The following is a 20,415-nucleotide window of genomic DNA, read 5'->3' as shown; positions in this document are numbered from 1 at the left end:
GCCACATTCTATCGTGCGTTTGAAATTTGTATTCTAAGTGTGGACCGTGCCTGGTTCACATTTCGCCTCTGCATGGTTCACAACTCAGTCTTTTCCCCCTTGGATGATTTAAGGTTTTTCCGATAATTCTATTTATAGATGTTTCAATTGCGAAAACCCCGGATGTTACGGACGGCATCAGATAGTTGTAACAGGTCTGAGTATGCGCCGAAACCAAGGTGTTACCACCTTAGTTCTAGTTAGCTTTTTTCTGAGTGCTTGTTCCCTGGTCGGGGAACCAGAGCCTTTTCAGAACGTACTGCGATATTCCAAGCCTATTGCTATTTCAGGCGAATTGGATGGTGCGCTTGTGGGTGAGGTGCCCCTGCCACTCGGCGGTGCCGAAGTTATCTTGTTCAAGGTTCAAGGTAAGCAGCGCGAGGAGCTCCAGCGTGTAGTCAGTGATGCCTCCGGCATGTTTGCTTTCTCGGATGTGGAAAGCAGCGTCATGACCAATGGTATTGGGTACGACTATTACTACGAGTTTGAAAGTTCGCACCGTGGCTTCCACCTGATGGCCTCTATTGCACCGCGAGAATCGGCGTACATACGAATCGATATCCTCAGTACAGTTCATACACACCTGTTACGCGAAACAATATCGCGCTTACCTGAAAACCGTTGGGCATTACCGTCTCCCGAAACGTTTGATCTCGTTTCGCGGATGGTGAATGAAGAATTACGCTACATGAAAGGCGATATTGAAAAACTGTCAGCAAAGCGTTCCAGATCGCATCGATTGGAAAAGTTCGGTCAGGGCTTGCTACACGCGGCGAACAATAGCGCGCTCGCGGCGCATCGGTTTTACTTTGAAGCCTGGTGGTACGGCTTGCGCAACAATGAGGCGACAGTGGATGAGTGGGCGGTATATATGCGTGACATAATGCAGACTGCCTGTGCGCCGCTAGACGATTTTGTGGCCTTACCATTTGGCATTGCGCAGGCGGTTGGTGCGTCGGCACAGGCAGGGCGGACATTTAGTGTGCAAGAGGTGATAGATGCCTATGTCAGTGCCAATCAAAATCAGATTGATCGTCATCCCGAAGAAGTGTTGGCGGATTTTCAGGCGCAAATTCAACAGGGATACGCCGCCCTGAATGATGAAGGTGTCGACTATCGTCATGTTGAGCGTATGCAAAAATTGTTTGTTTACTCACTGAGACGGCTGGGTGTAAATGACATAGATTTTTATACGCGCCTCGACCCGGATCAGGCAGTGGTGTTGTGGATGTATCTGGAATCAGGTGGGGAAACCATCCGTTTGTGCAAGCCTGCAACGAAAATGCTGGCCCATAGTTTTTTTCTGTTAACACAGGATGCGCGTCTCGACAGACCCGCCGTGATGGAGGCTCAGATTTATCATGTCGACAGTCAGGACTGTAGACGGGTTAAGAAAGTCGCCTTGCAAGCGCGTGTTTTTGTAAATGCACCCGCCCACTCCGACGAGGACAGATTACATTCCGTGCGAGTGAAATCCTCTGATGAAACAGCATTGATAACCAATAGTACGCACCAAGCATCCATGTTTTTAAAGGACGGTGATAGAGACAATATGTATGCGGAAGAACTGGATGATGCCTGCGTTTCACCGGACAAGGACGTAAGCTATACCGTTGAGGCACGCATGTTCGCCATGGACACACAACAACGTCAGTTAAAGGCTGCGACCCACACGCTAAATACCCGACACTGGACACTGAAAAAACCGCAAATCAGTTATGCCGACGGAGCGCCTGTCAGTTATTCCTACTCCAAACCGACGCGGGTTGATGAAAAACGTCCGGTGATGCATTTGCCTGCGCAGGACGAAATGCTTTCGGGATTAGAAGGCGTGCCAGAAGGGGCGAAGATAAAATACAGTTATCGCTTTCGTCTGGAGCGCCTGATTCGTTATTACTCCTCAGGTACCAGCGAATGCGAAACACCAGCCACCTCCACATTGTTTGAAGGTGAGAATGTTCTCATCTCCGATGTGTGTGACACGCAACGGTGTGCCGATCTAAACTCCATAGCCGATAGCATGGTGCAGTGTCGCATCGATGTGTATGCGCATTTAGTGGACAGGGAAAATCGCATTTTGTCTCGTTCTCCTCTTAGCTATGGCTATTTTCGGGTGAAACCGGAATAAGCTTGTCACATAAGCATGGCTGGATTACCCTTGGCACATGCACAAAGACAAGCTGCCACACGATAAAGATCCTGTTCTTCGATTAATGCCTATGCCTCGGGATACCAACTCCGCAGGCAATATTTTTGGTGGGTGGATTATGTCGCAGGTGGATATCGCCGGAAGTGTAGTGGCGATACGTCGCGCTAAAGGACGCGTTGTCACCGTTGCTGTCAGTGAGTTTCAATTTCACAAACCGGTTTTCGTTGGCGATCTGATTTCCTGTTATGCCGATGTAACGAAAGTCGGCAATACCTCGTTGACGGTGTTTGTCGAAGTGTTTGCCGAACGCGGCCGGATGTCTGAGATTATCAAAGTTACAGAGGCTACTTTGACGTATGTGGCTGTTGACGACGAGGGCAAGCCTCGCCTGGTGGAACAGGGATCCTAGGCCGCGCCATACCTTAACACCTCGTTCACATCATTCCGAGACGATCTATGGTGAATAGCGTTTCCCGCCAATGACTGATTGATTCTGTCTGAATCAAACGAATACAACGACCGACTTCGTTTTCATACCAGGAAATATCGGCAATGTGGGGCTCGGCTTCAAACGCCCACCAATACCCATCTTCGTCCTGTGCGACCCAGTTTGCCCAATCCGGCACCAGGGAATTTATCAGTGTATTTATATCTTCACTCATGCAAGACAACCATCACGCTATTGAAATCCTCGCCTCTCTAAAAAATAGTCGAATTTGACTATCGTTTCAGGCACAGCGGGTTTATTCCTGATCTCCATTACACTATGATGACACAACCAAGAAAAATCCAGAATGGTGAGGGACGCAGGATGATAAGGCGGTGTGTTTCAGCAGCAATGCTGTGGGTATTGTTCGGTTTTTTTTCCGCGAATCTATGGGCCGCAAAGGCCATGCATACAGAAAGCGAGTTTGTCTATTCGGCAAATCAAGGCAGTAACACGCTTTCCGTGTTCAAAGTCGCTCCAGACGATGGTCGTTTGTTGCCAGTCAAAGGCTCTCCATATAAAACAGGTCGCTATCCGGTTTCAGTTTTTTCGGGCCGGTCCGGGCGCTTTGTGTATGTAGTCAATCAGGGTTCAAAGAATATATCTGGATTTGAAGTCAGGAATAACGATGGCGAGCTAAAAGAGATTGCGGGTTCGCCTTTTGATGTTGGTACTTATCCTGATGCCATTGTTGTCTCGCCTGATGGTCGCTTTGCCTATGTGACGCGAGAAGACGATGACAAGGTAAACGTCCTGAGTGTTTCCGAGCAAGGTGAACTGAAGACCACGTCTATGTGGGCGCCAACAGGCAAGCACCCGATTTCGATTAATATTAGCCCTGATGGCCGTTTTGCCTATGTCACAAATTTTTATGGCCATTCTGTCAGTTGCTATTTGATAGACCCGAAAACCGGCGAGATTTCTTTACAAGGCAAGGAAGTGGGTGCGGACGAGCGTCCTATCTACGTAAAAGTCAGTCCAGATAATCGTTTCGCCTTTGTGAGTAACTATGGCTCGACGACAGTGTCAGTTTATAAAATCAACCAACATACCGGAACCTTGCGAGAGGTAAAAGGCTCACCCTTTTTCTCTGGCGCCCAACCCTATTCGGTTACCATAGACGCGTCACAGAAGTATGTCTATGTTGCCAATTGGGGAAGTCATAATGTGACAGCGTTTGAGCTGGATAATGAGACCGGTGTCTTGGCCGAAGTGCAGGGCTCACCCTACGATGCAGATTGGTTTCCCTACGCAGTCGTCGTCGACCCCAGTAATCGCTTTGTTTACGTTATTAACAATGGTTCGGATACTGTTGTGGCATATAACCGAAACGCAAATAACGGAACGCTGGCACGCATAGAAGGTGAACTCGCCAAGACGGGAGAAGGACCTTATGCGATGACAGTAAGCGGTTTTGCCGAACAATAGCTCATGACCACCTCCCTAATAAGGGAGTGTGGTCATATATACATAGCTTAACGTCGTGGTGGACGAGAAGGACGACTCTCACGAGGTTTAGCTTGATTCACCTTTACATTGCGACCGCCAAGTGGCTTTTCATTTAACCCGTCAATTGCCGCCTGGGCTTCCCTGTCATTTGGCATTTCGACGAATGCAAAGCCTTTTGACTGACCGGAAAATTTGTCTTTGATGATGCTTGCACTGCTGACTTCGCCATAAGCTCCGAACGCCTGACGTAAATCTTCTTCTGTGGCCGAATATGCCAGATTTCCAACGTAAATATTCACTATAGTTACTCTCAAAAAAGTGACCTGTCGAACATTCGCATTTTCGAATAACCGGGCCACTTAATTACTCGAAAATGTCGACCCTTCTGGGTCAAATTTAAAACTGTGCTCTATAGCTTTTCGATCTTGGCCAGCTGTTCTCTGAGGCTGTCCATAGATGCCTGCAATTCGGCCAGTCGGGTACGCTCCTTGTTGACCACGTCCTCGGGCGCACGATCAACAAAATTCTTATTACCCAGTTTACCTTCTATCCCCGCGATGTTCTTCACAAGTTTTTCTATTTCCTTGTTCAGACGCGCCGTTTCCGCATCCTTGTCGATCAGGCCAGCCAAGGGGATTAAGACCTTCATATTGCCCACTAGCGCCGTTGCCGACTCCGGGGCGTCTTCGCCTACCGGGTTAATGCTTTCCAGTTTGGCTAGACGTTGTACAAACAGACTGTTGCTGCTGATGAATTTCTCATCCTGCGCAGACATGTTTTGCAACAATACCGGCAATGGTTTTCCCGGTGCGATATCCATGCCGCTTCGTATTTTACGTACACCGAGGATGAAGCTCTTCACCCAATCCATTTCGGTTTCTGCCGTCTCGTCTACAAAGCTTTTATCATATTGAGGATAAGACTGCAGCATAATCGTTTCACTATCCACCCCGGCAAGTGGTGCTACGCGTTGCCAGATTTCCTCAGTGATAAAAGGCATAATCGGATGCGCCAGGCGCAATGTCTGATCAAGAACTCTTACCAGAGTCGCACGAGTACCGCGTTTTTCCGCTTCGCGACTCTGTTCACTTTGCAAGACTGGCTTGGATAATTCCAGATACCAGTCACAATACTCATGCCAGATAAATTCGTATATCGCCTGGGCCGCATGGTCAAAGCGGTATTGACTCAAGGACTCATTTACCTGTTTCGCGGCCTTCTGAAACGCCGAGCTAATCCAGCGGTCAGCAAGTGAAAATTCGAGCGCACCGCCGGATTCACCACAGTCCTGACCTTCCGTATTCATGAGCACGTAGCGTGCCGCGTTCCATATTTTGTTGCAAAAATTGCGGTAGCCATCGACGCGATTGAGATCGAAATTCACATCGCGTCCGGTAGAGGCGAGTGCGGCAAAGGTAAAGCGTAAGGCATCTGTGCCGAATGCAGGTATGCCATCGGGGAATTCTTTGCGCGTTTGCTTTTCGATTTTTTCGCGCAGATGGGGTTGCATCATGCCGCTGGTGCGTTTTTGCAATAAGGCATCGAGCTCAATTCCGTCAATCAAATCAATCGGGTCAAGGACGTTGCCTTTGGACTTTGACATCTTCTGGCCCTGCGCGTCGCGCACCAGACCGTGGATGTAGACCTCGTGAAAAGGAACGTCGTCCATGAATTTCATGCCCATCATGATCATGCGTGCGACCCAGAAGAAGATGATGTCGAAACCGGTGACCAGAACTTGCGTTGGATAAAACGCTTTGAGTCTATCGGTGTTTTCGGGCCAGCCGAGGGTCGAGAACGGCCATAGCGCCGAAGAGAACCAGGTGTCGAGGACGTCTTCGTCCTGACGCAGCGCGACTTCCGCACCAAGTTTGTGCTTGCTGCGGACTTCCTCTTCGGAACGACCGACAAAGACATCACCGTTTTCGTCATACCAGGCGGGGATGCGATGGCCCCACCAGATCTGGCGTGAAATACACCAGTCTTCGATATTGCGCATCCATTCGAAATAGGTGTTCTTCCAGTTGTCCGGGATAAATTTAATTCTGCCGTCTTCAACCGCCTTGATCGCCGGTTCGGCGAGAGGTCCAGCCTTGACGTACCATTGATCGGTTAAGAAGGGCTCAATTACTGCGCCGGAACGATCCCCTCTGGGGACCATGAGTTTGTGATCGTCAGTTTTTTCGAGCAGGTTTTGCGCGTCTAGCGAGGCGACAATTTTCTTACGCGCCTCATAGCGATCCAGGCCATGAAAGTCTTGCGGGATGAGATCACCGTGTTCGTCTGTCGCACCGATAATGGCGGCGTCCTTGGTAAAAATATTGATCAGACCGCCATTGGGTAAGCTCGCGATATCGGATTCATCGCGATGGCGATTCCATACCTGATAGTCATTAAAGTCATGGGCCGGGGTGATTTTTACACAACCGGTCCCGAATTCGGGATCGACATAGTCGTCGGCAATGATAGGAATGAGGCGGTCGGTAAATGGCAGTTTCACCTTCTGGCCAATCAAATGCTTGTAGCGATCGTCGCCGGGGTGAACGGCCACTGCCGCATCACCCAGCATGGTCTCTGGCCGGGTGGTGGCAACGACTAAATACCCTTCACCATCGACGAGAGGATATTTCATGTGCCACAGAAATCCGTTTTCCTCTTCCGATAATACTTCGAGATCAGAAACCGCCGTATGCAGCACCGGGTCCCAATTGACCAGGCGTTTGCCGCGATAAATCAGACCTTCTTGGTGAAGACGTACGAAGACTTCTTTGACCGCTTCCGACAAACCATCGTCCATGGTGAACCGTTCATGCGCCCAGTCCAGTGAAGAACCGAGGCGGCGTAGCTGACGGGTAATATTGCCGCCGGATTCGCCTTTCCATTCCCATACGCGCTTGATGAAGTCTTCCCGTCCCAGGTCGTGGCGGGTTTTTTTCTGTGCCGCGAGTTGACGCTCGACGACCATTTGGGTTGCGATCCCGGCGTGATCGGTGCCCGGCTGCCACAGGGTTTTCTTACCCAGCATGCGGTTATAGCGGGTCAGCGTATCCATCACCGTATTATTGAAACCATGTCCCATGTGCAGGCTGCCGGTCACATTAGGTGGTGGAATCATAATGCAATAGTGATCAGTATTCGCTGCATTGGCTTTGGGCTCGAAATAGCCTTTATCCTCCCAGGTCTTGTACCACTTTTGTTCTATGGCTTGGGGGTCGTAGGTTTTATCCATGGAATCCTTCAACAGTGTTCTTTTGTATACAGAAAATAGCCGCGATTATAGCCCAGTTTGTCCGGACATGCTCTTTTGCCGCGTCACTTTTCGGGCTCGGGTGGAAACCTTGTGGAAAAGAAGGCAAAGACATTGAGGGCGGGGTGGATCTATTTTTCGGTGATAACCGCGGATGCCCGGTACGCGAGACTTATTTACGCGTCTTCAGCCAGAACACCATTTTCTTTTTCGATTCCTGGTCTTCATCAATCTCTTTCCAGGTGAAAAAGGTATGCAGTTCGGGGTGTTTGACGTAACCGCGGTGATTCCAGAAATCATCGAGCGGCGCGAAATCGGCTGGTCGTCGAGGATGATCAACAGGACGATCGACTGCGCAAAAAGTGTAGATGGGAAAATCACCAAGGCTTTGGGCGTGTGCTTCACGGGCCGTGAAAAACGCCACCCCCAGACCCTGGCCGCGATATGATCGGCGCAACACGGATTCACCAAGATAAAATACCTGCGGGATATCGTATCCGTGCTGACGAAACGGTTGTTGAAATTCTATCGTCTCATCGCGCAGTGGAAGTGCGGTAGAGGCGCCAATCGCCTCTTCGCCATCAAGGGCAACGACTATCACGCTGTCGGGAGACTGTATATAGGTCTTCAGATATTTTTCTTCATACGCCATGCTTCCATCATACAAATAGGGAAATTCGCGGAAGACTTCGATACGGAGTTTTGCTAATGCCGGTAGGTAAGAGAGTGCTTCTTCACCCTTTAGTGAAAGTATGCGTATGGATGACATATCTCGTCTCAGAAAACTATTTTAATCGCTTGGTTTGAGTTAGGTAGTTTGCAATGCCTGCTGGAGATTTTCAACGTTACAACTCAGTTAGGCTTATGAATTAGTTAGCTAGCCGGGAGGCGCGTTGTCACATATCTCGAATGTGGGAGATTGCAGGGCAAAAAAAGACTCCTCTTCGTTCAGATGATTACTCTTTTGTTGAACGAAGAGGAGTATATAGGGGCCACTACGCTGAAATGGCCCTCCGTCAGGAGAAGTAAAAGCGTAAAACCGTACATCCTTCAACCGAAGACAGGGTGATGTGGCCACCCTCCCGGTGAAGTATGTCCTCCAAAGAGAACATGGCAGTGTGACGTCCCATCTCGGTTTCGCGATAGTACGGCTTGAACAATAAAGGAATGGTGCTTTCCTCTAATTGTTCGCTTGAATTATCTTCAATGTCGATGACAAACCACTTACCGATTATGGCCTGCTGACAACAACAGCAACGGTCGTCGACCTTGGCTAGTTTGGCTCTTATGCGTATGCGCCCGAGCTTGCCTATGGAGTGGACGGCGTTGCCAATGGCTATCGTCAATAAACGATCAATCATGCCTATCGGCACGAGAATAGATGTGTCTGTCGTATCGATGTCCGTTACAAACTCAATGTCTTCACTGATATGGCAAATGGTTGCTGATAGTGAGGACTCAATCGCTTTTATAATATTTATTTTTCGGGTTTGAAAATTTTCAGATGTGGTGCTCAACATGTTGCACAATTTGTGTAGAAGCTCATCAATTTGCACACTTTTTAATTGCGCGCGAAAGATCTCATTTTCCGCGCTGTTGGTATCGCTTCGGAGAAAATAGCGATTGGCTAGAAACAGGTTGTTTTTTATCGCTTGAAAACAATTGTTGATTTCGTGCGCCAAACCCTTCGCTCGACGGCTGTGAATTAAGTTGTCTGCGTTGTTCTCTGTTTCTATGGTTGTATTGTCAGTCACTCTTTGCGCTCTTTTTGATTTTTGTCGTTTACAGGTGAGTGATAGCCATACCAGATTGCGTGCGTGGGGACATGCGATGTGCGAGCAGATTGCTCCTGGAGAGTTGCCAGATTGTCTTCCCGATACGCGGGAGCCCCATTTGTTCCACAAGCGCGTAGGATACGGTTATCGAATACCAGCCATTCAAATCCATTGGCAAGCTGGTCGAATTGTTGGATAGCCTTTTTTGCGTCCATGAGATAAAAGATATTGCTTCGCTCGGTAATCACTTCCCGTAAAGAGTGATGGGAACGAGTGTCTCCAACAAATAGTATTTTCATGTTAGTTTCCTATGCCGCCTTTCTTGGATAAACCACGTTGTGGAATTGTTCGTTGATGTCTACCCAGCAGGCAACGGACAGCACATTTCCTATGCGTGTAGCTTTTCCGTCGCCGAAGCGTCGAACGGGTAGACCGATTCGGTGTACCAGCTTTTCCATTGATACGCTGGTCACTACAATGTAGTGCGAGATATTGTGTTCTACTGCATAGTCGTATGCGTATTTGATTAAACTTATCGTTGACTCATTGGCGTATGCTTGCGCGCGCCGGTTGCTTGGACAGGATACCGCTGCCCAGCGGCTGATCTCCCAAATGCCGGGAGAGCGCGGTATTTCTTCGCCCCGAAGCAGAAAGGGAAACACATTGGCCAGCATATAGGGGCCATCTGTTGGGAGCATGCGCCAGCTCGCTTCCAGTTGTTTCGAGGAATTTGTCGCCATCATGTAAACAGGGTTGAGATCGTCGAACCCATCGATTTCCAAGCCATCTTTGGATTGGACATCCCATCCCAGTCGTTCTTTAAACACTGTATTACGCAATCGAAACATTTCCTGAAGTTGGTTGTTTTGTCCGTCGTTTTTCAAATGTATTGAAATATTGATCATTTGTGTTGTCCCCCACACTGAAGTTTTGTTTTATTAGAAAGACATATAAAAGCGGATTGAAGCGAAAGGGGGTACTCCAAGAAAATACAGGTCCGAGTGCGAGGGACTCGAGATAAACTAAGGTGTTTAAAGTGAGAAAGGTGAGATTAAATTCTCAACAACGGCTCTTGCCACCGCCTGAGACTTGTTTGCGACATTGAGTTTGCCGACCGCATTGCTGAGGTGAAAGGTCACGGTGCTCTCGGCAATATTTAGAATCTGGGATGTTTCCCAGGTGGTTTTTCCTTCGGCAGCCCAGAGTAAACATTCTTTTTCTCGGCGAGTCAGTTGTCTTGGGGTCTGTTCGAATCCTTCCAGAATAATAACCCGGCGCACGGTTTCATGAACAAAGCTTGCAAATATCAGCAGGCTACCCAATTCGGCATTGAATAGGTTCGTGCTGGGTTTGCTTTGATGCTCGCATGCGACACTAAAAATGGCCTTTTCGCCAGTTGCGCCATGAACAGGTACGCTAATGCCTTGGTGCAGTCCAAATTCACGCGCCTCGTTGATGACTTTGTGTCGAGAGCCGCTCATTTGTTGCCAGAAAAATGGCGTTACATGGTTAGCGCAATGTATGACGGTAGGATCTTCATAGAGATAATTGTTTTGGGTGTAGCGTTCCCACCAGGGATCCGGATATCCGCTGACAAAAACAAAAACCGGTTTCGAAAAACTAACCGGGATTTGCGCGCCATAGTGAAAATAATCGTAATTAATAGACTTACAGAACTTTGTGCAAACCGCATGAATTTCTTTGAGCGAGTAGCATTCGCCGAGTTCTTCAATAAAATCGTATACCGAGCTCAATATATCCCTCCAGTGTCAGTGGTGACTGAAACGGATAGTTCTATTTGAATTATCTGAGCTGAAAAATACTATGTGTTAGGGAGGGTTTAGTCAATCCTTCCACTTGGTAGTTAATTGGAGTAAGTTAAAATTATTATATACCAGTTTGTTTTTAAAGTTTTTTTGAGATGTAACTAGTCGACTTCCTCAGTTAAACGGGCATTGGCCAGTACGTCTTTTATCATCTGTGGAATCTGGGCTTTTACTTTTGACTTTACTTCCGTGCGTAAACCTTGGGCCAATTGCTCCATCAGACTGGGGAGAACCGATTCGACCGCTTCGGTCAGTAATTTATCCATGCGTTGGGTCAGTTGGTGGTGAAGCTCGTTCGTGATAGACGTGGTGGCTTCCACTACCAGATTGTCGATTTTGCGTGAAAGCTGGGCGTGGAGCTCTTTTGGCAGATTAATATCGAAGGTGCCAGGATGGGAGAGGCCAACACTATGTTCAACTGTGCGTGCAATTTGCGACAGTTGTTCCGCAAAACCACTCTCATTGTTTATCGTGCTAACCTGAAACTCTGATGCTTCCGGTCGGGACATGGGATCTTCGTGTTGTGCGATAGTGGATTTATCCATAGGCATTTCCAACAAATGTTCACTGATCTGACTCGCCGATACATTTCCGCTTGAAATCGCATCGTCCATGTTCAGTAATGAGCTCGCCAGATCATCCAGGTCGCCGTGTGAAAAGCCCGTTTCTCCAGCAATGTCTTCCAGGACTGGAATCGAGCCGTCCATGTCTAAATTGTCATGCTGTTGCCGGTTGAATTCGATCACCGTATTGGTCAGGTCTACGGCATCATCAAGGACAGGAATTTCATTTTCGTCACCCAAATCATACGGTGATACTTCCGAAGAAAGATGAGATCCCAGTTCTTCCTCATCTGCTTCGGTTTCCAATTCGGCGATGGCCTCTTCCAGGAGGGAGATATCACCCAATATCTGGCTTTCTTCCTCGTTTTCCTGAGGCGATGAACGGCCTACGCTAGGCGTGCTTTTTTGATCGAGATCAAAGTCGTCGAGATCTCCCAGAGAGGGTTCAAATTCTGCCATGTTATCTTCCTTTGCGACGGTCTTTTTGCAATCACACCTGGTGAGTATGGAGGTCGTGTCCCATTTCCCGATAGTCACGGTATCGTGTCCTCGCCGTGGCGCGGCGTTCGGGAAGGTTGCTGACAATTTCCATCACTCTTTCGTTGTCAGGCGATGTCTGTGGCAGCTTGTCGGTGAGATTTATCAAAATGGCGCTATCGCGAATGCCATCTTCGTGACTGATAAAAACAGGCGTCTCTGACTGAGATGGATCGACAGTATGAGGCACGAAGCTACCTTGTGAAAAAGTCCACAACAAGTCATCAATACGTTTGCTCTGCTGAGCATCACGGGTTTTTACCTGAATTTTGTAACCCTGCTTGTAAGCTTTTTCGGTCAGGCGGCAGGCCAGGATATCGCAATCTCTTTCACTATCGCTGTTCATTAGATAAAAGTCGACGCGCGCCATAGCTTCGTCACCTCGTGTGTTTCTTACTGGAATCAAGCAATGTGTATGCCCCGGGTTGCTTATAAGTTGTTCAATGCGTATTGCACCAATAAGCTTACCGGACGACCTGTCGCGCCTTTTTCGGCGCCGGTGTTCCAGGCCGTGCCAGCGATATCCAGATGAGCCCATTTATAGCTCTTAGTATAGCGTGCGAGAAAACAGGCGGCGGTAATCGTACCTGCCTGTGGGCCGCCGACGTTTGCCATGTCAGCGAAATTACTCTTCAATTGTTCCTGATAGTCTTCCCATAACGGTAATTGCCACACACGGTCGTAACTGTCTTTGGCTGCCTTACGTATAGCGTCGGCAAGATCGTCGTCATTACTCAACATCCCGGTCGCGTGTTTACCCAGGGCAACCACACAGGCTCCCGTGAGCGTGGCGATATCAATGACGACTTTCGGGTCATAACGCTCGATATAAGTCAGCGCATCACAAAGTATCAATCGGCCTTCAGCGTCGGTATTGAGAACCTCGATGGTTTGGCCGGAGAGGCTGGTGACGATATCACCAGGTTTGTTGGCGTCGCCATCCGGCATATTTTCAGAACTGGGAACCACGCCGACGACGTTGATGGGTAAGCCAAGTTCTGCAATCGTATACATCGTGCCCAATACTGAGGCGCCACCGCACATGTCGTATTTCATTTCATCCATAGAGGGTGAGGGCTTGATGGAAATGCCGCCTGAATCAAAGGTCAGGCCTTTGCCCACATAGATAATAGGCTTGTCGCCTTTCTTGCCGCCTTTGTATTCCATAATGATGAGTTTGGCAGGCTGTCGACTGCCACGACTCACGGACAATAAGGCTCCCATGCCCAGTTTTTCCATGTCGGACTCTTCGAGCACGGTGGTGTCGATTTTGTCGTAACGACTGGCAAGATTAATGGCAGTCTCCGCCAGATAGGACGGTGTGCAAATGTTTCCCGGTAAATTGCCCAGTTCGCGCGCCAGATTGATACCTTTGCCCAGTGCAATTCCCAAGGCAATAGTGTCAGTCATCATGGCGTGTTCCGCGTCTTCGGCATACCAGTTTACTGTGCCGATGTCTTGTTCTGTATTGTCTTCCTTTTTACTTTTCAGGTGGTCTGCGCGGTACGTGCTTGCCTGGAAGGCAATGGTGCCAGCGCGTACCGCCCAGGCCTTGTCTTTACCTTTGATTTTGACATCGCCGAGATATACCGTGCATTCATTAGCGGCACTGGCCTTGAGGGTTTCTACGGCCTTGTTGACGGCCTTGTTAAACTGTCCTTCGTCGATACCTTTTTCATCGTCGCCACAACCTACTAGCATTACGCGTGGCGCCTGGATGCCAGGCACTTTGTGTAACATGGTTACCTGACCGATCTTGCCCTTGATATCCCCATCCTGAACGATGGAGGAGATATGGCCATTGCTGGCTTCATCTATTGATTTCGCGATTGCGCCGAGCTTGCCTTTCTCGAAGACACTGACGATCAGGCAGGCACTTTTCTGATGTTCAGCTTCGGTCGACGTCACATTGAAATCCATATTTACTCCTCTTTTAGACGGTTTGCCGTTGACAGTTTTTCGTCTGTGGATAATAAACCACTCATGTTAGACTTGATTGTCCGTTAGCGCGCTTAACTTGATGAATCGACTTAATGTCACCAGGTTGTTGGTGAAAGTCGACCATTTTACTCGCTTCCTTATCGGTGTAAACACACCTTGGCTTACGACTGGACGATGACCCTGCGTGATCATTGAGCGATACCTACTAAAAGAAATTACCCTGAATTTCTTGTCTGTATTGGCGGTAATCTTGTTAATCTTCGGTGGACATCATTTCGTCCGCTTTATGGAGCATGCGGCTAGCGGCTCTCTTCCTGTTGAGTATATCTTCAAAATTCTTTTTGTATTTATTCTGGCGCAGATGATGTTGCTGCTGCCAGGTGCGATGTTTATTGCCTTTCTTGTCAGTTTGGGGCGATTTTATCGCGATTATGAAATGACGGCGATGTTTGCCTGCGGTGTCGGCTTGCCTCGTCTACTGCGATCGTTGGTGCTGTATGCGCTCGTGTTTTCACTTATTGTGGGAGTGATGTCGATATGGGTAGCGCCCTGGGCGGAACGCACCACACGGGAACTGCGCTTTGAAGCAAGTCTGGTGGCGGAATTTAATGCGCTGACGCCGGGGAGATTTCATCCGATCAGCAAGAATCGGGGAGTATTTTATCTCGAAAAGACAACGGGTACAGAAGGCCTGGAACGTGTGTTCGTTTTTCTGGAAACTGAACGCGGGATGGAGGCCTTCTCCGCGAAGCGCGGCCGAAGAGAGAATAATGCGCAGGGTGACTTCCTGGTATTAGAGGATGGGAGTTTGTTACAACGCAACGCCAAGGAAGATAGTTGGGCACTGCTACGCTATGGGGACGCGCAGTTGCGGCTGCAAACACCGATGGACGCCGGTCAGCTTTATCGCGTGCGAGAAAAAAGAATTGAAAGCCTGTTCGATGAATTTAATCGAAAAAATATTGCTGAGTTGTACTGGCGTTTTTCGATTCCATTCGCCAGTGTGATTCTTTTGATTCTGGCAGTTTTCGTCAGCAAGAGTGAGCCCCGGCAGGGGCGTTTCGGCAAATTGTTTTTCGCCATACTCATCTACATTTTTTATATTTACGGCATGATTATGAGTAAGAACTGGTTGCGGTCAGATACCGTGCCTTTATTGCCAGGCATAGTTGGACTGCACATGATTTTTGTCGTTGCGACGATCACGATGGCCTGGCGGCAATTAGGCATTCGATTGCGTGGAGTAGCGTGATGCGCTTGCTGAAGATATACGTCGGCCAGGAAATCATTAAAGCCAGTTTACTTGCCGCGCTAGGGTTATTGAGTTTTATTTTGCTGATTATTTTCGTCGACGAGATGGGGCGAACTGGCAAAGGTCAATACAGCAGTAGCGAGGCATTACTCTATGTCTTGGCGACTGTGCCTAGACATATCTACCATATTTTTCCCCCGGCGGTGCTCATCGGAACCATGTTAGGGCTTGGGGTATTGGCATCAAACAGCGAGTTGGTGGCAATGCGCGCCTCCGGTATTTCTCGTTTGCAGATTGTCCGAATTGTTATCAGTGCGGCATTGTTATTGATGTCGGTCAGTATCGTTCTGGGAGAATTTATTGCGCCCGGTCTGGATAGTTATGCTGAAACGCGACGATCGCTGGTTATGAATGATGGCAAATCCCTAAAGACAAACAAAGGTATTTGGGTGAGGGACGGCAATGATTTTATTCGTGTTGATACGGTGTTAAATCATGGCGAACTTAAAGGCGTGCAGGTGATTCAAACCAGTGGAAAAGCTCAGTTGCGTCGCTATCTGTATGCCGAGTTGGCAAGCTACCGCTCTCCAGGAGATTGGCTATTACAAAACGTTGATGTGGTGACTGCCGACGGGGACGATTTGCGAACCGTGCAGATGGCTGAGATGGTGTGGCAAAGTCATCTAAATCCGGATGTGATGCAAGTCGTGGTGGTCAGGCCAGAAGTGATGGCGGCCGATGACCTGTTTGAGTACAGCCAGTATCTCGAACAAAATGGTATCGACGCACGCAAATATCAGTTGGCTTTTTGGAGTAAGCTGGCTACTCCGTTTGCGACGCTGGTCATGGCGATACTGGCAATACCCTTCGTGCTCGCCTGGCGTAGAAATGTTTCCACCGGAAATCGCGTACTTGTTGGTACGATGTTGGGCGTGACGTTTTATATTCTCAATCAGTTTGCGGGCAATGCCAGCATGGTATATAACATTCCGCCCGTCTTGGGCGCATTTCTTCCGTCTTTATTGTTTTTCGCCGTAGCGCTAGTCTTGTTTAGAAAATTAAATTGACGTCGTCGATTTTTCCAGTGATGTTTCGATATTTTCCGTGAGATTCAGTCCGAGATGTGTATGTGCGTGTGGGAAAAATTTCTGCATGATAGGGATACGAGCTTCTGCGTTTCCCGTTGTACATAGCGTGATCTGACCGACATTGGCTGTTGACCAGGTATGTCCGGCGTTTTTTAGGCGCCGTTCCGTTTCTTTGGCAACGGCAGCTCCCGTGTCGATAATATTTAGCGTCGGGGCCGTGGCGCGAATTTGATCTAAAATTAAAGGGTAGTGGCTACAGCCCAATACAACCGTATCAACGTTTTTTTCGACTAACGTCGGCATAATTTCTAACAGGCGTTGACGAATATTGAGGGCATCTGGATCACCTTGTTCGATCATTGATACCAGGTCAGTGCACGCCTGAACCAAAACGGTTTTCTCTGCGGCAAATCGCGCGGAAAGCTGTTCGAATTTTTTACTAGCCAAGGTATTATCGGTTGCCAGTATGGCGATCACGTCACTGCGTGTCTGCTCAATGGCGGGCTTTACTCCGGGTTCCATTCCGATGATCGGGATAGCGGTATGTTGACGAAGTTCTTCGATGGCCGCTGCTGTTGCGGTATTACATGCGACAACGATGGCATCGACGTTTTTACCAAGCAAGTAATCGACAATGCTGAAGCATCGTTGGCGAATTTCCGCAGCAGGCCGTTTACCATACGGGGCGTAGGCGTGGTCAGCGATATACAATAGATCGGCATTGGGTAGTCGTTCGTGGATGTGTTTTAGAACAGACAAGCCACCGACGCCAGAATCAAATACGCCGATACTCAAATTTTTTAACACGTCGCGGTAGACCCTTTAAGAAACCAGATTCAAGCCTATGCAAAAAGTGTAGCGGTATGTTGGCGACGAAGCTGTGGCTTCGTCGCCCTGCATATTAGGCGTCTGCCATTCCGGGATTGCCAGACATATTTTTTATTACCGGCATATTTAATTCAGGAACGCTGGCAACTTTCTTGTGGCGAAGATATTCTGCGACGACATCCCAAATAGGTTTGCCCTCGACGTTCTCCTGTACACTGGCCCAACCAGCGACCGCATATTTTTTCTTGGGGTCTATGGGCTTGCCATTCAATTCCATGTCGGTAATGCGCTCGCCGATCTTTTTGTTCGGATCGATCGCATACTTCAATCCACCCACGCGTACCATATCGCCACCTTGTTGGTAATACGGATCATCATTGAAAAGATTGTCCGCCACGTCCTCCAGTACTTCTTTGATAAAAGAACCTTCCATATGATTCAACGTGGTTTGCGGGTAGGTGATAGCGGTTTGTGTCATCACGTCTTCAAAGGTAATCGCTTCACCTGGCAGTTTACTAATGCCCCAGCGGAAACCTGGCGAAAATGCGATCTCAGCGCCTTGTACTTCCAGCATGGCGTTCATGATTAATTGGTCAAACGTACCGTTGAAGTTGCCGCGTCGATACAGTAATTCATCAGCAACGGCCAATTTTTCCTCCAGTTTGGCTTTGAATGGCGCGCGAACGTCAGTAATGAATTTCTCCATCTCGGCATCAGCGGCCAGCAGGTTAGAGAATACTGGCAACATGCGGAATTGATGTCCCTTTACTTTGCCATTCTGGACATTGAAATCGAGTACGCTGAGGAATTTTCCATTGGAACCTGTATTGACTACCAGCGTAGTGCCCTTGGCGTTTTTAACTTCTATCGGCGCTGGAATCGCATCGTGTGTATGTCCGCCCAAAATAGCGTCTATACCAACAACGCGGCGGGCCATCTTTAAATCAACATCCATACCATTGTGAGAGAGCACAATGACGACTTGTGCACCTTCTGCGCGCGCTTTATCAACCTGGTCCTGCATGCGTTGATCACGAATGCCAAAACTCCATTTCGGAACCATGTGGCGCGGATTGGCAATCGGAGTGTAAGGAAAGGCCTGTCCTATTATCGCTACCTGAATGCCGTTTTGTTCTTTCATCGTATAGCCTTTGAATACAGGCTCTTCCCACTCATTGTCGATAACATTCTGGGCGACGAAATCGATGTGTCCTTCCAGATCTTTCTCGATGATTTCTTTGACGCGCTCCTCGCCGTAGGTAAATTCCCAGTGAGCTGTCATTACGTCTACGCCAAGCAACTTACAGGCGTCGACCATGTCCTGGGCGTTTGTCCAAAGAGCAGTTGCTGAGCCCTGCCAGGTATCGCCGCCGTCTAGCAGTAATGCGTGTGGGCGCTGGGCTCTAAGCTGCTTGACCAAGGTTGCCAGGTGTGCAAAGCCACCAACTTTTCCATATTGACGTGAAGCCTCGACGAAATCGAGATGGGTGAAGGCATGAGCATTGATCCCACCCGCGGGAATGTTGAAATGATCGAGAAAATTCTTGCCCACCAGATGAGGGGGGTGACCCGCCATACCCGCAACACCAATATTGATGTTCGGTTCTCTAAAGTAAATGGGAAGCAATTGTGCATGGCAATCCGTGAAGTGTAGGAAAGACACATTTCCATAGTTGGGAACTTCGTAAAAGTTGGAGGGGGCTGCAGCCATTTGTCTCTTAGGCGCCACAGAACAACCTGGTAGTGATAAACCTGCTGCTCCGGCCATTGCTAACATCTGAATGAATTCTCGACGAGAAATGCTCATTTTTCCATCACCTTATTTAAAAGCTTGACACAAAAGAATATACGTCGACTTCGAAGGTCGATCTTTACGCAAATTGCGCTAATACTTGCATGTATATATAGGTCTTTCAATAACAAAGATTTAATGGATACTTATGCGGGATTAATGATATCGGAAAAGGTTTTGAAAACAAAAAGAAAAACCCGGAGCTGCTTCACCGCAACTCCGGGTTTTGTAGGCGCATCTATTTACTTACGAGAACCAGGTCCATTCCACTCCAGACCGTTGCTCATATAGGTCAAGAAATATTCGAGATTGCGATATTCCTTGCTCTGAGCCTTGAATGGCTTGGCGCGTACCTGCTTGTTACAGCCGCCAAAGCGACGATGCAAGGTACCCAAACCACCCCATTTTGAGCGATATACCGGGAAGTGAGTTGGATGTCCAAGTCCTGGGCTTAACAAGTCTGCACGAATACGCATACCGGCATTGTCAATATGACAGTGAGCACAGGCCATATTCAGCTGACCGCGACGAGTATAGTAGAACTTCTTGCCATCCTCGTAGGCCGCTTGCGCTGCTTCATTAGGAACTTTAACATCGACTTTCTTACCGCGAGACTGATATGCCATATATGCAGTCAACTGGGCTATTTTACCTTTCTCATACTTCATAGGTTCCTTGCCAGCAGCCTGAAGGCAGTTGTTAATGGCAAGTGGCAAGGTGATAACTTCACCTTTGCTTGTGTCAAAGTACGGATACTTGTGTGCAACGCCACTCGGTGCATCAGGAAAACAGCTCTTTAGTTCTGCACTCTTGTTATAGATTTCCTCGCCTTCTGATATATCCAGCTCGTACGGTGGAAATTCTTCGATGGTTTCCCACTGCTCGCGAGATGCCGCATCAATCGAATAAACGCCGTTTGCGAAATCAGAAAACTTGGTTTGAGGAAATTTATTTTTGTAGTAGTTCTGAAAAGCCTTTTTGTCGCTTTCTGGGGAAGCAGAGGCAATGTTCACACTGCCAAGTATTCCAACCAGAGCAACGGCAACTGCCATCATCTTTTGCATGATTTTCTCCCTAGCTTCTATGTCAGTGATAAGACAAAATCAGTCGATCTTGCCTTCCGCAGTATCACTATCACCTTTGTTGTCTGTCCAACTAATCTTGATTGTGTCCCCTTTGCTTGCACCAGAGAAGCGGAAGGAGATGTAGGGGTTTTTCGAAACTGCAACACCCCAATTGGCAGTAAGAACCTTATTGCCATTGTGTTCACATATTACTTCCTGGATAAAATGCGCAGGGATTTTTTCCCCTGTTTTTTTATCTTTCGCCAGGCCGGTTTCCATTTCGTGTTTGAAGAGTGCTTTGACATTGGCTTTGCCGCCTTTCATCTCAGCTCTGATCTTAATGGTGTTTTTTGCCATCTGTGTATACCTTTGCTATAT

21 protein-coding genes are annotated in these 20,415 nt (G+C 48.3%); 5 read left to right on the top strand and 16 right to left on the bottom strand.

Annotated elements, in window-relative coordinates; all coding sequences use genetic code 11:
• Nucleotides 1–202: 202 nt before the first annotated feature.
• Together OEZ43_08910 and OEZ43_08905 are read left to right on the top strand one after the other, a co-directional pair.
• Entirely contained in the window at nt 203–2,167 is a 1,965-nt protein-coding gene (locus OEZ43_08910) for a hypothetical protein (protein ID MDH5545700.1), read from the top strand.
• Between the two features lie 37 nt (nt 2,168–2,204).
• Entirely contained in the window at nt 2,205–2,597 is a 393-nt protein-coding gene (locus OEZ43_08905) for an acyl-CoA thioesterase (GenBank protein ID MDH5545699.1), read from the top strand.
• Between the two features lie 25 nt (nt 2,598–2,622).
• Here OEZ43_08905 and OEZ43_08900 read toward each other — a convergent pair whose 3' ends face one another.
• The gene (locus OEZ43_08900) at nt 2,623–2,850 is read right to left on the bottom strand and encodes a hypothetical protein (protein MDH5545698.1); all 228 of its coding nucleotides are present in this window, start codon (nt 2,848–2,850) and stop codon (nt 2,623–2,625) included.
• Nucleotides 2,851–3,080: 230 nt separating this feature from the next.
• On the opposite strand from OEZ43_08900, the gene OEZ43_08895 reads away from it, so the two are divergent.
• The gene (locus tag OEZ43_08895; protein MDH5545697.1) at nt 3,081–4,103 is read left to right on the top strand and encodes a beta-propeller fold lactonase family protein; all 1,023 of its coding nucleotides are present in this window, start codon (nt 3,081–3,083) and stop codon (nt 4,101–4,103) included.
• A gap of 47 nt (nt 4,104–4,150) precedes the next feature.
• Here OEZ43_08895 and OEZ43_08890 read toward each other — a convergent pair whose 3' ends face one another.
• The 11 genes from OEZ43_08890 to OEZ43_08840 form a co-directional block, all read right to left on the bottom strand.
• Nucleotides 4,151–4,423 carry an RNA-binding protein gene (locus OEZ43_08890; GenBank protein ID MDH5545696.1) on the bottom strand — a complete coding sequence of 91 codons (273 nt, stop codon included), beginning with the start codon at nt 4,421–4,423 and terminating at the stop codon, nt 4,151–4,153.
• A 110-nt stretch (nt 4,424–4,533) separates the two neighbouring features.
• Entirely contained in the window at nt 4,534–7,353 is a 2,820-nt protein-coding gene (locus OEZ43_08885) for a valine--tRNA ligase (GenBank protein MDH5545695.1), read from the bottom strand.
• A 190-nt stretch (nt 7,354–7,543) separates the two neighbouring features.
• Nucleotides 7,544–8,140 carry a GNAT family N-acetyltransferase gene (locus OEZ43_08880; GenBank protein ID MDH5545694.1) on the bottom strand — a complete coding sequence of 199 codons (597 nt, stop codon included), beginning with the start codon at nt 8,138–8,140 and terminating at the stop codon, nt 7,544–7,546.
• A gap of 247 nt (nt 8,141–8,387) precedes the next feature.
• The gene (locus OEZ43_08875; protein MDH5545693.1) at nt 8,388–9,125 is read right to left on the bottom strand and encodes a hypothetical protein; all 738 of its coding nucleotides are present in this window, start codon (nt 9,123–9,125) and stop codon (nt 8,388–8,390) included.
• Complete coding sequence (locus OEZ43_08870) at nt 9,122–9,445, bottom strand: hypothetical protein (protein MDH5545692.1); 324 nt, start codon at nt 9,443–9,445, stop codon at nt 9,122–9,124. The genes OEZ43_08875 and OEZ43_08870 overlap by 4 nt, the downstream gene beginning before the upstream one ends.
• A 9-nt stretch (nt 9,446–9,454) precedes the next feature.
• Nucleotides 9,455–10,051 carry an autoinducer synthesis protein gene (locus OEZ43_08865; GenBank protein MDH5545691.1) on the bottom strand — a complete coding sequence of 199 codons (597 nt, stop codon included), beginning with the start codon at nt 10,049–10,051 and terminating at the stop codon, nt 9,455–9,457.
• Nucleotides 10,052–10,177: 126 nt separating this feature from the next.
• Entirely contained in the window at nt 10,178–10,900 is a 723-nt protein-coding gene (locus tag OEZ43_08860) for a LuxR family transcriptional regulator (protein ID MDH5545690.1), read from the bottom strand.
• Between the two features lie 173 nt (nt 10,901–11,073).
• A complete protein-coding gene (locus tag OEZ43_08855) occupies nt 11,074–11,994 on the bottom strand; it encodes a hypothetical protein (protein ID MDH5545689.1) in 921 nt (306 codons plus the stop codon).
• A 31-nt stretch (nt 11,995–12,025) separates the two neighbouring features.
• Nucleotides 12,026–12,442, bottom strand: coding sequence for a DNA polymerase III subunit chi (locus tag OEZ43_08850; GenBank protein MDH5545688.1), 417 nt, complete (start codon nt 12,440–12,442; stop codon nt 12,026–12,028).
• A gap of 59 nt (nt 12,443–12,501) precedes the next feature.
• Nucleotides 12,502–13,992: a leucyl aminopeptidase gene (locus OEZ43_08845; GenBank protein MDH5545687.1), complete on the bottom strand. Its 1,491-nt coding sequence runs from the start codon at nt 13,990–13,992 to the stop codon at nt 12,502–12,504.
• 66 nt (nt 13,993–14,058) lie between these two features.
• A complete protein-coding gene (locus tag OEZ43_08840; GenBank protein MDH5545686.1) occupies nt 14,059–14,205 on the bottom strand; it encodes a hypothetical protein in 147 nt (48 codons plus the stop codon).
• Between OEZ43_08840 and lptF the strand changes: the two genes are divergently transcribed.
• Together lptF and lptG are read left to right on the top strand one after the other, a co-directional pair.
• Nucleotides 14,198–15,265, top strand: a complete 1,068-nt coding sequence (gene lptF / locus OEZ43_08835) for an LPS export ABC transporter permease LptF (protein ID MDH5545685.1) — start codon at nt 14,198–14,200, stop codon at nt 15,263–15,265. The genes OEZ43_08840 and lptF overlap by 8 nt on opposite strands.
• On the top strand, nt 15,265–16,332 hold the full coding sequence (gene lptG / locus OEZ43_08830) for an LPS export ABC transporter permease LptG (GenBank protein ID MDH5545684.1): 1,068 nt from the start codon (nt 15,265–15,267) through the stop codon (nt 16,330–16,332). The genes lptF and lptG overlap by 1 nt, the downstream gene beginning before the upstream one ends.
• Here the strand turns inward: lptG and murI are convergent.
• The 4 genes from murI to soxZ all read right to left on the bottom strand — a co-directional run bounded on the left by murI (nt 16,324) and on the right by soxZ (nt 20,394).
• Nucleotides 16,324–17,160, bottom strand: coding sequence for a glutamate racemase (murI, locus tag OEZ43_08825; protein ID MDH5545683.1), 837 nt, complete (start codon nt 17,158–17,160; stop codon nt 16,324–16,326). The genes lptG and murI overlap by 9 nt on opposite strands.
• 94 nt (nt 17,161–17,254) lie before the next feature.
• Complete coding sequence (soxB, locus tag OEZ43_08820) at nt 17,255–18,988, bottom strand: thiosulfohydrolase SoxB (protein ID MDH5545682.1); 1,734 nt, start codon at nt 18,986–18,988, stop codon at nt 17,255–17,257.
• A gap of 227 nt (nt 18,989–19,215) precedes the next feature.
• A complete protein-coding gene (soxA, locus tag OEZ43_08815; protein ID MDH5545681.1) occupies nt 19,216–20,037 on the bottom strand; it encodes a sulfur oxidation c-type cytochrome SoxA in 822 nt (273 codons plus the stop codon).
• Between the two features lie 39 nt (nt 20,038–20,076).
• The gene (gene soxZ, locus OEZ43_08810; GenBank protein ID MDH5545680.1) at nt 20,077–20,394 is read right to left on the bottom strand and encodes a thiosulfate oxidation carrier complex protein SoxZ; all 318 of its coding nucleotides are present in this window, start codon (nt 20,392–20,394) and stop codon (nt 20,077–20,079) included.
• Nucleotides 20,395–20,415 lie beyond the last annotated feature (21 nt).

Source organism: Gammaproteobacteria bacterium (genome assembly GCA_029881255.1).
Classification (GTDB): domain Bacteria; phylum Pseudomonadota; class Gammaproteobacteria; order S012-40; family S012-40; genus JAOUMY01.
This window is presented reverse-complemented; position numbering and strand designations above follow the sequence as displayed.

Coding starts and splice junctions, on each gene's coding strand:
- OEZ43_08865 (MDH5545691.1), bottom strand. CDS start 10,051: ATGATCAATATTTCAATACATTTGAAAAACGACGGACAAAACAACCAA.
- OEZ43_08885 (MDH5545695.1), bottom strand. CDS start 7,353: ATGGATAAAACCTACGACCCCCAAGCCATAGAACAAAAGTGGTACAAG.
- OEZ43_08840 (MDH5545686.1), bottom strand. CDS start 14,205: ATGATCACGCAGGGTCATCGTCCAGTCGTAAGCCAAGGTGTGTTTACA.
- OEZ43_08905 (MDH5545699.1), top strand. CDS start 2,205: ATGCACAAAGACAAGCTGCCACACGATAAAGATCCTGTTCTTCGATTA.
- soxB (MDH5545682.1), bottom strand. CDS start 18,988: ATGAGCATTTCTCGTCGAGAATTCATTCAGATGTTAGCAATGGCCGGA.
- soxA (MDH5545681.1), bottom strand. CDS start 20,037: ATGCAAAAGATGATGGCAGTTGCCGTTGCTCTGGTTGGAATACTTGGC.
- OEZ43_08910 (MDH5545700.1), top strand. CDS start 203: ATGCGCCGAAACCAAGGTGTTACCACCTTAGTTCTAGTTAGCTTTTTT.
- OEZ43_08870 (MDH5545692.1), bottom strand. CDS start 9,445: ATGAAAATACTATTTGTTGGAGACACTCGTTCCCATCACTCTTTACGG.
- lptG (MDH5545684.1), top strand. CDS start 15,265: ATGCGCTTGCTGAAGATATACGTCGGCCAGGAAATCATTAAAGCCAGT.
- soxZ (MDH5545680.1), bottom strand. CDS start 20,394: ATGGCAAAAAACACCATTAAGATCAGAGCTGAGATGAAAGGCGGCAAA.
- OEZ43_08845 (MDH5545687.1), bottom strand. CDS start 13,992: ATGGATTTCAATGTGACGTCGACCGAAGCTGAACATCAGAAAAGTGCC.
- OEZ43_08855 (MDH5545689.1), bottom strand. CDS start 11,994: ATGGCAGAATTTGAACCCTCTCTGGGAGATCTCGACGACTTTGATCTC.
- OEZ43_08895 (MDH5545697.1), top strand. CDS start 3,081: ATGCATACAGAAAGCGAGTTTGTCTATTCGGCAAATCAAGGCAGTAAC.
- OEZ43_08880 (MDH5545694.1), bottom strand. CDS start 8,140: ATGTCATCCATACGCATACTTTCACTAAAGGGTGAAGAAGCACTCTCT.
- OEZ43_08850 (MDH5545688.1), bottom strand. CDS start 12,442: ATGGCGCGCGTCGACTTTTATCTAATGAACAGCGATAGTGAAAGAGAT.
- OEZ43_08900 (MDH5545698.1), bottom strand. CDS start 2,850: ATGAGTGAAGATATAAATACACTGATAAATTCCCTGGTGCCGGATTGG.